We start from the raw sequence: 13,884 nt of genomic DNA, 5'->3' as shown, positions 1-13,884 counted from the left end.
TTATCCTCTTCTTTTTTGATCAAGTTTTGTAATAACTGGAAGTAGAACAAATAGTAGTATAAATGCTACTGCAGCAAAGAAACCTACCCAAGCATTTGTACCTGTTGGAGGGAGTTTTCCATAAACAGTTAATACTATTAAATCTACAACTAATAACCAGAACCAAATAAAAAATAGTGGTCTTTTGTGAGCTGGTAAAATTTTGCTATCTCTATCTAGCCAAGGTAAAACAAAGAATATACCATTCGCAAATGCAAATGCTATTAGACCAATATCAAATGCTTTAATTCCTGCAATATCAAAGAAGAAACCTCTTAATACTTCATATGACCATAAGAAATACCACTCAGGGTAGATATGAGCAGGTGTTACCATTGGATCTGCTGGATCAAAGTTTACTGGATCCATCGCAAAGCTATAATGGAAGAATACTAAATAGAAATAGAATATTAGGAATACTCCAAGAACTGCTAAATCTTTTGAGATAAAGATAGGCCAGAAAGGAATAACTTTTGACTCTTTTTTGTTTCCACTTAAATATTTTTCAGCTTCAGCATCAAAATCAATATCTTCAGAAGATTGATTATTTACGTGAGGAATTCTTAATGTGTAGAAGTGTAAACCAATAAGACCCATAATAACTATTGGAAGTAAGAATACATGAAGCATAAAGAATCTTGTAAGTGTTGCATCAGCAACATTAAAATCTCCTCTAATCCAAACAACTAGTGCATCTCCAATAACAGGAACTCCACCAAATAAGTTTGTAATAACCATAGCAGCCCAATAAGACATTTGTCCCCAAGGAAGCATATAACCAGAGAAACCAGCAGCACTAAATGTAACAAATAGTAACATTCCTGAGATCCAAATCATCTCTCTTCCTTGCTTATATGAACCATAATAAATTCCAGTAAGCATATGAATATAGATAATCAAGAAAACAACTGATGCTGCAACACCATGAATATGTCTAAATAACCAACCAAATGCAACTTCTTGCATAATTGTATAGTTTACACTATCAAATGCAAGTTTAATATCTGGTTTGTAGTACATCATTAAAAATAGTCCAGAGATAATTAAAATACCAAATGTAGTCGCAAGTAATACACCCATTGCCCATAGGAAATTAATATCTTTTGGAATCCAATATTCAGTCATCATAACCTTATTAAATGTTTTAATATTTAATCTTTGGTCTAACCACTCGCCAACAGAGTTAGCTTTTTCAAATTGTGCCATCTATTGCCTCCTTATGCTTTTAGTGTTTGTGCAATTTTTTGATACTCAGGTCCTTCGTTTCCTAGAACAATCGTATTCTCTTTTACTTCAAATGGAGGTAAATCAAGAGGTCTAGGTGGTGGTCCAAAAGTTTGATGACCACTTGCATCGAATTCTCCACCATGACAGGCGCATTTCCATGTACCTTTTTTCCAAGCTGGAATACACCCTAGATGTGTACAAAGACCAATTGCAACAGTATATCTATCGCTTCCTACTATTAAGTCTCTAGTACTATCATCCATATCACTACTTTTCTTTAAAACAAAGATAGGTTTACCCCTCCATGTAAAAGTCTCTGGTTCTCCTGCTTTTAATGCAGTTAAATCAATAGTTGTAAATCCACCAGCTAGAACGCTAGGAAGTGGATCCCATACCTGCTTCATACCATACAAAGATGCGGCTCCTCCAACTGCAGCAACTGCTGCAAATGAGTAGCCAATAAAATCTCGTCTATTTGTATTATTAGACATATTTGGCTTCCTTTTTTTAAAATTAGAATAACTTCGATTTTATTATAAAGATACTTAATAGTTATTGATTTTGGTCAATTTTATAAATGAAAGATTAATGAAATGTATAAAAATAGAAGTTTTTTAAGAGTGATTTTTTTGATAAGTATTAGAAAATCTTATGACTTTCTAATAAACTTAATAATTTCTGATTCAATATTTTCTTTCTCTATAATTGAATCATGTACAATTTGTGATGAAAATAGTTTTTTTATACTATTTGGTAAATTTGCTCCAAATTTAGAACTAATCTCATCTAATGCCTCTTTATCACTATATTTTGTACTATTTTCATTTAGTGAATTTAAAACTGTTGGAGAAAATTTTGTCCATTCAGCAGTTGAATAAATAACAGTTTTAAGAACTTTGTTTCTTAAATCATTATATGCTTTTATACAAGTCGCTGTGTGTGGATCCATCAAATAGCCATTATCTAAAAACTCTTTTATAGTTTTTTTACCAAATATATCGTTACTAAAAGTAGCACTAAAATATTTCTGCAACTCTTTTGTCTCATCCTTGCTCATTTCAAATCTACTGTTTTTGTTTAAATCTTCCATTAACTCTTTTGTTCTAGCACTTCCAAAAAGGTCATAAATAACTCTTTCAATATTTGAAGATTTTAAGATATCCATAGCTGGAGATTTTGTTAATTTTAGACTCTTTTCTCTAATATCGTAAATACCAGTATTTATCCACTCTGTTAATATATTATTCTCATTTGAAGCAACTAAAAGTTTCTCTATTTGTAAACCCATTTTTTGTGCATAATAAGCTCCTAAAACATTTCCAAAATTTCCACTAGGAACTATTAAATAGATTTTTTCTCCATTTTTAATAGCATTTTGTCTAACTAACTCTAAGTATGACCAAAAATGGTAGATAATTTGAAAAATAATTCTTCCAAAGTTTACACTATTTGCTGCACTAAGATTAATATTCTCTTTTTTCAACTCTTCTTTAAAACTATTTGAAGCTAAAAGATTTTTCAAAGCATTTTGTGCATCATCAAAGTTTCCTTTTATTCCTAAAACTTTTAAGTTTTTTCCACTATCGCAAACCATTTGTAGTCTTTGAACATCACTTGTTCCACCATCTGGATATAGACAAACAACTTCTATGTTTTTTTTATCTCTAAATGTATCTAAAGCAGCTGGTCCAGTATCTCCGCTTGTTGCTGCAAGAATTAAATATTTCTCATCTTTTTTTTGAGCAATAGAGCTAAATATACTTCCAAATGGTTGAAGTGCCATGTCTTTAAAGGCTCTTGTTGGACCATGATATTGTTCATTTACATATAAATCATCTTTTACTTTTACTACTGGGCTTGGGTTATTTGGATTATCAAAATTATCATATAAATCTAGTGCTTTTTGAATTTCATTATCATCGATATCAATTTTAAATGCTTTTAAGATATCAAATGCTAACTCTTTATAGCTTTTATTTAAATACTTTTCTATAAAATCTTCACCTAGATTTGGTAAAGTTTTTGGTACATAAAGCCCACCAAAAGAGCTACTTGGATTTAAAATAGCTTCACTAAATGAAACTTCAATAGGTTTAATTCCATCATTTCCTCTTGTCTCTACAAAACTCATATCTTCTCCTAACTATTAAGTAACTTTTCTATATCAATTCCATTATTTGGATTATCAACTCTTATAAATTGTGTTCCTATACCATCGCTTGTAAAAAGCTCAAGTAATATTGAGTGTTCAACTCTCCCATCAATTATATGAGCTTTATTCACTCCATTATGAATTGCTTCTATACAAGAATCAACTTTTGGAATCATTCCACCAGCAATTGTTCCATCTTTTTTAAACATCTCAACATTTGCTTTATCTAAAGTTTGGATTAGCTCTCCTTGCTTATTTAAAACTCCTATTGTATCAGTTAAAAAGATAACTTTTTGGGCTTTTACTGCCATTGCTATTTCACAAGCTGCAACATCTGCATTTATATTGTAACCTGGATGGTTTGGTTCATCTCCGTTTGCAATAGGTGCAATTACTGGAATAAACCCCTCTTTTATTAGATTGTTGATTATATCTCCATTTACTTCTGTAATATCACCTGTATAACCAAATTTTCCACCATCTTTTGGAACAGCTTTGATTATTCCACTATCTTTTCCAGATATTCCAATAGCTTTTGCCCCATGATGATTTAAAAGTGAAGCAAGATTTTTATTTATCTCTCCACTTAGAACCATTTCAACAACTTTCATACTCTCTTTACAAGTGACTCTATAACCATCTACAAAATGAGAAGGAATCTCAAGTTTTGTTAAAAGTTCTGTAATTCTTGCCCCTCCACCATGAACAACTATAGGTTTTATTCCTAAAAGTGTTAATAAAACTATATCCTGAGCAAATTTCTCTTTTAAATCATCGCTTGTTTGAGCACTTCCACCATATTTTATAACTATTGTTTTTCCATAAAATTTTTTAAAATATGGAATAGCATCTATTAAAGTTTGAACTTTTGAATTTATTTGTGCCATACAAAATATCCTTGTAAATTTTAAAGCTTTGATTATATCTAAAAATCTCTTTTAAAATGAAATATAGTAAAATCTTTATATGGAAAAATATTTAGCATTAAAAGCAAGTGCAGGAAGTGGAAAAACTTTTGCATTAACAGTAAGGTATATTAGTTTACTTCTTTTAGGAGCAAAACCTAGTGAAATTTTAACTTTAACTTTTACAAATAAAGCAGCTCTTGAGATGAGCCAAAGAGTCTTTAAAACTTTACAAACTTTAGGAGATGATGAAGCATATTTAAGTGAAATTGTAAGAGTTTCAAACTTTACAAAAGAGCAGATTTTAGGAAAAAAATCATTTCTTATAAAACTTTTTATAAATGATAGTTCAAGTATATTTACTATTGATAAGTTTGTAAATAAGATTTTACGAGAGTTTTGTGGATATATTGGAATAAGTGATGATTTCAAAATTCTAAATGATGATATGGAGATTTTGAGTTATAAATTTTTGCAAAGCCTAGATGAAAATAGATTTAAAGATTTAGTTGAATTCTCTTTATATGAGAAGAAAAAATTTAACTCCATTTTTGAACTATTTAAAAGTTTGATTGAAAAAAATGAAAATATAAATCCTGTTGAAATAGATGCAAAGCTACTTAATCTAATAAAAAATGATATTTTAGAAAAAGCTTATAAGATAAAAGAGCATATTTTAAACTGTAAAGAAGCAAGTAACAGTGCAATTAAAGCTGTGAATTTTACAAATTTTGATGAACTTTTTTCAAATACATGGATAGAAAAAGAGACAATTTATGATTATTCATATTTTAAAAAATGTGCAAATGATGAGATAAATAGTGTTTTTTTAGAGCTAAAAGAGAGTTTTTCAAATTACTACAAATTAAGAGCGACATATAGTTTAAATAAGATTTTTAAGCTTTATATAAATTTTAAAGAGTTCAAAAAGAGTTTTAATATAGATAAGAATTACTTTGAGTTTAATGATATTTCAAATTTAGTTTATGAACTTCTAAATAATAAAATTAATAAGGATTTCCTATATTTTAGGCTCGATAGTAATTATAATCATATTTTAATAGATGAGTTCCAAGATACTTCTATTTTACAGTATAAGATTTTGAAGCCTTTGATTGATGAGCTTATATCAGGAGATAGTGAAAAATTTAAAACATTTTTCTATGTTGGTGATCCAAAACAGAGTATTTACAGGTTTCGTGGAGGGAAGAGGGAACTTTTTGATTATGTTTTAGAGCAGAATCATATAATTAAACTTGAAAACTTAAATACAAACTATCGTTCTAGTAAAAATATTATTGATTTTGTAAATAATACTTTTTTAAACCTTTCAAACTATGATTATATTTCACAAATGAGTGTTAGAAAAGATGGATTTGTTGAGCTTATAGAAGATATAAATTTACAAAGTGAAGATAAGTTTTTAGGTATTGTAAATAAAATAAAAGAGCTATTAGAAAGTGGAATAAATGCAGAAGATATCGCAATTTTATGTTATACAAATAGTGATGTTTTAGAGCTCTTTTACTATTTAAAAGAGAGTTTGCCAAATCTAAAAATAAGAACTGATATGAGTTCTAAATTAATTAATCAACAAAATGTAAAAGCACTTATAAATGCTATAAAATATCTCTATTTTAAAGAGAGTATATATAAGGAGAATTTTAATGTTCTTATTGGAAAAGAGATAGATAGTGAGTTTTTACTTGATATTGATTTAAATGAGTTTAGTGTAGAAAAAGTCTTATATCTTGTTGCTAGTTATTTTGATATTATTGATGAAAATATTATAAAATTAATAGAGCAATTAGATAATTATTCAAATATTGTTGATTTTGTTTATGAGATTGATAAATTGGATATTAGTATTGAAAATATTGAAAATTCTGGTCTTCAAATACTTACCATTTTTAAATCAAAAGGCTTAGAGTTTCATACAACAATTTTAATTGATAGAATAAAGAGGAAGAATCATGATAAAAGCTCACTTCTATTTGATTATGAAGATATTAACTTAAAAAATATCTACTATAAAATTTCTGCTTATGAGAGTTTTGATGAGAGTTATAAAAAAGCTCTAGAAAAAGAGAAAAGCTTAAATCTTGATGATGAAAAAAATGTTCTTTATGTAGCACTAACACGAGCTAAAAATAATTTAATTATCTTTAAAAAAGAGAAAAATAGTGTATTTGATATATTAAATTTAACTACATTTAAGAGTGGAAATTTAATCTCTAGCCAAGTTATAGAACAAAAAGAGATTAGGCAAGAGATTACTTATAAATCTTTAGATTTAGGTAAGCAAGAGTTTAAAATATCAAATGAAAGTAGTACAAATAGTGAAATATTAAAAGCAAAATATTTTGGATTAGCTACTCACTATACTTTGGAGATGATGATTCAGTTTGATGATGAAAATTTAGAACATAGTTTAAATTTGTCAAAAACTAAATATTTCAATTACTTAGAGGAGCTTGATTTTTTAGCTATAAAAAAGCTTATTCAAAATTTAATCAAAGAAGAGAAATTCAAAAATTTAATTAAAGATGCCCAAATTGTGCATGAACAAGCTTTAGTTTATAATAAAGAGATAAGAGTTTTAGATTTACTTTTATATAAAAATGGTAGATTTATTATTGTTGATTATAAAACGACAACACAAGTTTTATCTTCTCATAAAACTCAAGTAGAGTATTATAAAAAGGCTATTTGTGAAATTTTTAATACAAATAATGTAGATGGCTATTTGATTTATTTAAAAGAGGAAGGTATCCTTTTTGTAGATATTTAAATGAAATATCGAATAGAAGCAAAACCATAGGCATTTGCTTCTTCTATCTCTTGTATTTGCTCATTTGTGATTATTCCACCTAGTGCAATGATTTTTAGATTTGGGAAGCTTTTTATAGCTTCTTTTAATTTCTCAGTACCTTTAGCTTCACCTTTGTTTGGAGTGTCAAAAATTGGAGAGTATGTTACAAAATCTATATTTTCTTGCATTGCATTTTCTAACTCTTTTAATGTATGACAAGAGATAATTGTAAGGAGATTTGATTTTTTTGCACTTTTTATTTTGTCAAACTGCTGTGAATTTAGATGAACTCCATCAAATTTCAGTGTTATTGCTAAAGTGATATTTGAGTTAATTAAAACATTTTTTACTTTAAATTTTTTACAAGTTTGTAAAAATATATTTGCTAACTCTTCTATATTTTGTGAACTTTTGTCTCTAAAACAAGCAAAATCAATTTTATGATTTTTTAGAACTTCTTTTAATTTTTTCTTAAACTCTTCTGGGTTATTTGAAAAATAATTTGGATCAGATATTAGATAAGATTTTATATTTTTCTCCAATAAAAAAGGGAATAAGTAAAAACTTATTCCCTATATTTGACTGATTAAGAGAGCTATTAATGCTCTTCTTCCATCATAATAGATCCAGCAATATAAACATATGTTAGGATACTAAAAATAAATGCTTGTAAAACACCCATTACTGCTAAAAGGAAAAACCCTGGTAATGGTAAAATCCATGGAACTAGCATTAAAAGTACCATTAAGAACATATCATCTCCTCTTACAGATCCAAATAATCTAAAAGATAGTGAAATAATTCTTGAAAAATGAGAAATTATTTCTATAGGGAACATTAGAGGAGCTAATATTGGTAAAGGTCCCATAAAGTGTTTAAAATAGTTAATAAAACCATTCTTTTTGATTCCTAAATAGTTATAATATACAAAAACTATGATAGCTAAAGAAGCAGTAAAGTTAATATTACTTGTTGGTGCTTCAAATCCAGGGATTACACCCATCATATTACTAATGAATATAACTAAAGCTAAACTACCAATCAGTGGCATATAAATTCTTGAGTTTTTTTCTCCCATAGAATCTGTACCGATTGATACAATTCCTCCTACAAAAGCTTCCATAACATTTTGACTTCCTGTTGGAACTAGTTGCATTTTTCTTGTAGCCATTCTAGAAACTAGAAAAATAATTCCAATTACTAAAACAAAGTGAGATAAAATTATCCACTCTTGCCCGTGACCACCAATAGTTCCTAAGAATGTAAACAATCTTCCTTCCATTTTCTTCCTTTTTTCTTTTTCTACAAATACTAAATTATGTGCGGATTATAATATTTATTTTCTAAAATCTTTATAAATATAATGAATTAAACTAAATTTGTTTAAATCTATAACCATTTTGTTTCAAATTTTCTCTTATTTGTTCTTGATGCTCTTTTCCTTTAGTTGCTAATGCAATAGTTACATAAGCTTCACCAAACTCTAATTTTACAGAATTTCTATCAAAATCAATCTCTACAATATTTGCAGAACACTCTGTAAAGATATCAGTTAAGTGCATTAAAGCTCCTGGTTTATCCATTAAGGTTACTATTAGATTCATCTTTCTATGAGATTTTATTAAACCTTTTTCAATAATTATTGAGAGCATTGTAACATCAATATTCCCACCACTTACAATTGCGCAAACTTTTTTATTTTCAATACTAACTTTGTCATGTATAATAGCAGCAACACTAACAGCTCCTGCTCCTTCAACCATGAGTTTATGTCTCTCTAATAAAAATAAAATTGCATTTGCAGTTTCATTATCACTTACTTCAACAATTTCATCAACATATTCTAAAATAATATCTAGTAATTTTGGAGTAACATCTCTTACGGCAATTCCATCTGCAATTGTTCGTACACTTGATGAGTCAATTGGTACTCTAGCTTCAAAACTTTCTTTCATACCTTTTGCACCACTTGCTACAACACCAGTTATTTTTATATTTGGATTTATACTTTTTGCAGCAATTGCCACTCCAGCAATTAATCCACCTCCGCCAATTGGCACTATTATTTGGTCAATATCAGCTATTTTATCTAAAATCTCTAATGCGATTGTTCCTTGCCCTGCTATTACTTCATCATCAGCAAATGGGTGAACGAACTCTTTGTTGTTTTCTTTTGCAAACTCTATAGCACTAGCATAGGCTTCATCAAAGTTTTCTCCTGTTAAAACAACATTTGCACCATAAGATTTTACTCCTAAAACTTTTGTAAGTGGAGTTGCTTCTGGCATAAAAATAGTTGCTTGACATTTAAAATATGAAGCAGCAAATGCTAATCCTTGAGCATGATTTCCAGCACTTGCAGCTACTACACCAGATGCTTTTTTTTCATTATCAAGCATAGCAACTTTATTAAAAGCTCCTCTTATTTTGAAACTTCCTGTTACTTGAAGATTGTCCTCTTTGAAGAAAATTTCAGCATTTTTTTCAAGGCTTAAAAAAGGAGCTTTCATAAGAGGAGTTTTATATACCGTCCCAGTTAGCCTTTTTTGAGCATCTTTTATATCATTTAAAGTAATCATTTTTTATCTTTATTTTGAGAATTTTGAGAATATTTTAGCAAAAATTGATTAAAAGCTAGTTTTAATCAATTTTTATAAGATTTTTGATTTTAGTTTTTATTTAAAGCTAATAGATCTGAAAAAGCAGTTTCAAGCCTAGAAATCATTGTTTCTTGTCCTGATCTTAACCATTTTCGTGGATCATAGTAGTTTTTATTTGGTTTATCTTCCCCTTCAGGGTTTCCAATTTGTCCTTGTAAATAGCCATGATGTTTTTTTTCATAAGCTCTCACTCCATCCCAAAATGCCCATTGAGTATCTGTATCAATATTCATTTTTATAACACCATATGATATAGCTTCTCTAATCTCACTTAAAAGAGAACCACTCCCACCATGAAATACAAAATCAACTGGATTCTTAGAAGTGTTATATTTCTCTTCTATAAACTTTTGAGAATTATCTAAAATTTTTGGACTAAGTACTACATTCCCTGGTTTATAAACACCATGAACATTTCCAAAACTAGCAGCTATTGTAAAATTCTCTCCAACTTTACTTAAATTTTCATAAGCAAATGCTACTTCACTAGGCTGTGTATATAAAAGTGCATTATCAACATCTGAGTTATCAACTCCATCTTCTTCTCCACCAGTAATTCCTAGCTCAATTTCAATCATCATATCAATTTCATTCATTTTTTTAAAATATTCAACACAAATTTCTATATTTTCTTCTAAGCTCTCTTCGCTAAGATCAAGCATATGAGAAGTAAAAAGTGGTTTTCTATTCTCTTTAAAAAAATCAGAACCCGCATCTAACAGAGCATCAATCCAAGGAAGAAGTTTTTTTGCTGCATGATCTGTATGTAAAATTACTGGAATTCCATAAGCTTTTGCCATAAGATGAACATGTTTTGCTCCACTAATAGCTCCTAAAACTGCTGCATCATTAGATTTTAAACCTTTTCCCGCATAAAAACCAGCTCCTCCATTTGAGAACTGAATAATAACAGGAGATTTTACCTTTGCTGCAGCTTCTAAAACAGCATTTATAGAGTCAGTTCCTACAATATTAACAGCTGGAATTGCGAATCCTTGTTCTTTTGCATAAGTGAAAAGTTTTTTTGCTTCGCTTCCTGTTAGAACACCAGCTTTTACAACATCTAAAACACCCATATTCTTTCCTTATTTAATTACTATCTTTGCGTCTTTTCTTAATTCAGTTGTTAGTTCATCAACTTTTTTATTAAACTTTTCACCTATCATAGCTTGATTTATATTCTCTTTTACTTCATCAAAAGATAGTTGCTTACCAGGGAAAACATCTTTAACAAAGATTACATGATAACCAAATTGAGTTTTTGTTGGAGTTTTAGAGTGTCCACCTTTTGGAAGAGCTTTTACTGCCATTGCAAATTCAGGAACCATTTGTTCAGCTGCAAATTTACCTAAATATCCACCATTTTTATTTGTAGCATCTTTTGATTTACTATTTGCTAAATCTTTAAATTTTGTCTCTTTAACATTTAAAGCAGCTTTTTCTAACTCTTTTATAACTGCTGTTGCTTCAGCTTCTGTATTAACTAGAATATGAAATGCCTCATACATTTCTGGAATATTAAATTTTGCTTTGTTTGCATCATAAAAAGCTTTTTTCTCAGTATCACTAAACTTGATTTTGTCAATCTCTTTTTTTTGCCAAACTTGAAGAGCTAAATCCTCTTTGATTTTTGTTATAGCTTCTACATATTGAGCATCTTTTTCAATTCCATCCTTAATTGCTTTTTTAGCAATTAATTTTCTATTTATTGCACCTTCAAGGATTTGAGATTTTGCATCTTGTGGAAGTTTATCAAAATCAATTCTTGGGTCTTGCAAAAGAACATTAATATCATCTTTTGTAATTTTATCACCATCTACTGTAGCATAAAACTCTGCTGCATTTAGTGTAGAAACTAGAGTAATTGAAGCTATAAAGCTCATAACTATTTTTTTCATTTTATTCCTTAAAATTAAATTGCAGTATTTTATCCATTTGGAGTTAATAAATAGTTTATTTTTTTAAAAAAATTGCAATTTTTCCAAAAATATTTACGAAATTTAACATTTAACTTAAAAAAGCTTTAAATATTTCAAAATTTGTGTTATACTTGCAAGCAATTTTAAGATTAAATTTAACTTAAGGATTTTTATGAGAATTTTAATTATTGAAGATGAAATTACTTTAAACAGAACACTACAAGAGGGACTTATTGATTTTGGTTATCAAGTTGATACTGCAGAAAATTATAAAGATGCTGAGTATTTTATTGATATTAGAAATTATGATTTAGTTTTAACAGATTGGATGTTACCAGATGGTGATGGAATAGAGCTTTGTAAAATTGTAAAAAATAGAAGCTCTAGAACTGCTGTTGTAATTATATCTGCAAGAGATGATAAAGAGAGTGAAATAGAGGCTTTAAAATCAGGTGCTGATGATTTTATTAAAAAACCATTTGATTTTGATATTTTACTTGCAAGAATTGAAGCACGATTAAGATTTGGTGGAACAAATATTATAGAAATAGATGATTTGATTATTAATCCAGATGAAGAAAAAATTGAATATGCTGGAGAAGAGATAGAGTTAAAAGGGAAACCTTTTGAAGTTTTAACTCATCTTGCACGACATAGAGATCAAATTGTAAGTAAAGAGCAATTACTAGATGCTATTTGGGAAGAGCCAGAACTTGTGACTCCAAATGTTATTGAAGTTGCAATTAATCAAATTAGACAAAAAATGGATAAACCTTTAAATATCTCAACTATTGAGACAATTAGAAGAAGAGGTTATAGATTCTGTTATCCAAACCAAGTAGAAGAAAAATAGAATTAAATTAATTTATTATGGAGAGTAGAAGCATATATAGAGAGTTTTATCTAAAACTTATATTTGCTACCTCTTTATTTGTTGTTATACTATCCTTTATATTTTTTGAGTATTCAAGAGTTTCATTTTATGACAATCTTCAAGATAACCTATTATTTCAAGCAAAACAGATAGAAAAAGGTTATATACGTTTTGATAAGTTTCAAAATGTAGTCTCACACTCTCAAATAATAGAACTTTCTACAAGCAAAAAAATAGATAATTTTAAATTTTCTAAATTTGTAAATAAAAATAGAGCCTTCATTAAAATAGAGTTTCCAATGCATGATGGAGCAACATTAGAGATTACAAAAGATATAACTTTAGAGAAAGATATTTTATATTCTGTTATTATCAAGAACTTTTTTGCTCTTGCAATTCCAGGTTTTATTCTAATGATTATTTACTCTTTAGTGGTTTCAAAATCACTTTTAAAACCAATTATAGGGATTAATAAAAAATTATCAAATATGGATGAAAACTCTCTTTCACAAGTTGATACAAAAGGCTTACCTCAAGAGTTCTTAACACTTGCAACTTCTATAAATTCACTTACAAATAGAATAGGAACTTATTTAAAATTTAAAAAAGAGCTTTATATAGGAATAGCTCATGAACTTAAAACACCACTTGCAGTTATGAAACTAAAAAATGAGTTAATGCTTAAAAAACCTAGAGAAATTTCTCAATATGAAGATGCAATAAAGCTTACAATAAAAGAGATAGATGGAATGAATATTATGATTAGCTCTATCTTAGATATTGGAAGAACTGAAGGTGCCCAATTTGAACAACCAAAAAATATTGATTTAGTAGAGTTTATAAAATATAAAACAAATGATTATAATATGTTAGCCTCTAAAAAGAGTATTATAATTAAGTTTAGCTCAAATGTCTCTAGTTTTCAACTTCTTATTCAAGAGACACTTTTTAATCAGATTTTGCAAAATTTTGTACAAAATGCCATAAAATTTACGCCAAACGGTAAAACTATAAAAATTAAATTTAAAAAAATAGAGAATAAAATAGTATTAAGTGTAATTGATGAAGGAATTGGAATAAACGAAAATATAGATGTTTTTGCCCCATTTAAGAAGCTTGGAAAAGAGAATGGGGTAGGGCTAGGATTGTATTTGGCAAAAATAGCAAGTGATGCACTAAATGCAAAAATCTCTATAAAAAATAGAGAAGATGGTAAAAGTGGTGCTATTGCAAGGTTAGAATTAAATTTATAATATTTTTTAATTAATCTTAAAAGTCCTAATTTATCAAATTATT

At 28.2% G+C, this 13,884-nt stretch carries 12 protein-coding genes; 3 read left to right on the top strand and 9 right to left on the bottom strand.

Going from position 1 to position 13,884, the window contains the following annotated elements:
• The 4 genes from ATR_RS08595 to argB form a co-directional block, all read right to left on the bottom strand.
• Positions 1-1,245, bottom strand: a complete 1,245-nt coding sequence (locus ATR_RS08595; RefSeq protein ID WP_115429016.1) for a cytochrome b — start codon at positions 1,243-1,245, stop codon at positions 1-3.
• A gap of 11 nt (positions 1,246-1,256) precedes the next feature.
• Positions 1,257-1,757 carry a Rieske 2Fe-2S domain-containing protein gene (locus ATR_RS08590; RefSeq protein WP_115429015.1) on the bottom strand — a complete coding sequence of 167 codons (501 nt, stop codon included), beginning with the start codon at positions 1,755-1,757 and terminating at the stop codon, positions 1,257-1,259.
• A gap of 158 nt (positions 1,758-1,915) precedes the next feature.
• Complete coding sequence (thrC, locus tag ATR_RS08585; RefSeq protein ID WP_115429014.1) at positions 1,916-3,397, bottom strand: threonine synthase; 1,482 nt, start codon at positions 3,395-3,397, stop codon at positions 1,916-1,918.
• Between the two features lie 8 nt (positions 3,398-3,405).
• Positions 3,406-4,305 (bottom strand): acetylglutamate kinase, encoded by a 900-nt coding sequence (gene argB, locus ATR_RS08580; protein WP_115429013.1) that lies wholly within the window; start codon positions 4,303-4,305, stop codon positions 3,406-3,408.
• A gap of 79 nt (positions 4,306-4,384) precedes the next feature.
• Here argB and ATR_RS08575 point away from each other — a divergent pair, with 79 nt between their 5' ends.
• The gene (locus ATR_RS08575; protein WP_115429012.1) at positions 4,385-7,114 is read left to right on the top strand and encodes a RecB-like helicase; all 2,730 of its coding nucleotides are present in this window, start codon (positions 4,385-4,387) and stop codon (positions 7,112-7,114) included.
• Here the strand turns inward: ATR_RS08575 and ATR_RS08570 are convergent.
• The 5 genes from ATR_RS08570 to ATR_RS08550 form a co-directional block, all read right to left on the bottom strand.
• Complete coding sequence (locus ATR_RS08570; RefSeq protein WP_228254223.1) at positions 7,111-7,677, bottom strand: thiamine phosphate synthase; 567 nt, start codon at positions 7,675-7,677, stop codon at positions 7,111-7,113. The two genes, ATR_RS08575 and ATR_RS08570, sit on opposite strands and share 4 nt — an antisense overlap.
• 56 nt (positions 7,678-7,733) lie before the next feature.
• Entirely contained in the window at positions 7,734-8,417 is a 684-nt protein-coding gene (locus tag ATR_RS08565) for a F0F1 ATP synthase subunit A (RefSeq protein WP_115429011.1), read from the bottom strand.
• Between the two features lie 91 nt (positions 8,418-8,508).
• On the bottom strand, positions 8,509-9,714 hold the full coding sequence (gene ilvA / locus ATR_RS08560; protein ID WP_115429010.1) for a threonine ammonia-lyase: 1,206 nt from the start codon (positions 9,712-9,714) through the stop codon (positions 8,509-8,511).
• A gap of 89 nt (positions 9,715-9,803) precedes the next feature.
• Complete coding sequence (fbaA, locus tag ATR_RS08555) at positions 9,804-10,871, bottom strand: class II fructose-bisphosphate aldolase (protein ID WP_115429009.1); 1,068 nt, start codon at positions 10,869-10,871, stop codon at positions 9,804-9,806.
• Positions 10,872-10,880: 9 nt separating this feature from the next.
• Positions 10,881-11,693, bottom strand: a complete 813-nt coding sequence (locus tag ATR_RS08550; protein ID WP_115429008.1) for a peptidylprolyl isomerase — start codon at positions 11,691-11,693, stop codon at positions 10,881-10,883.
• A gap of 193 nt (positions 11,694-11,886) precedes the next feature.
• On the opposite strand from ATR_RS08550, the gene hsrA reads away from it, so the two are divergent.
• Complete coding sequence (gene hsrA / locus ATR_RS08545; RefSeq protein ID WP_066156397.1) at positions 11,887-12,567, top strand: homeostatic response regulator transcription factor HsrA; 681 nt, start codon at positions 11,887-11,889, stop codon at positions 12,565-12,567.
• Between the two features lie 17 nt (positions 12,568-12,584).
• Positions 12,585-13,841 carry a sensor histidine kinase gene (locus ATR_RS08540; protein ID WP_115429007.1) on the top strand — a complete coding sequence of 419 codons (1,257 nt, stop codon included), beginning with the start codon at positions 12,585-12,587 and terminating at the stop codon, positions 13,839-13,841.
• The last annotated feature ends 43 nt before the right edge of the window (positions 13,842-13,884 follow it).

It is taken from the genome of Aliarcobacter trophiarum LMG 25534 (genome assembly GCF_003355515.1).
Classification (GTDB): domain Bacteria; phylum Campylobacterota; class Campylobacteria; order Campylobacterales; family Arcobacteraceae; genus Aliarcobacter; species Aliarcobacter trophiarum.
The sequence above is the reverse complement of the archived record's forward strand: the minus strand, read 5'-3'. Positions and strand labels throughout refer to the sequence as shown.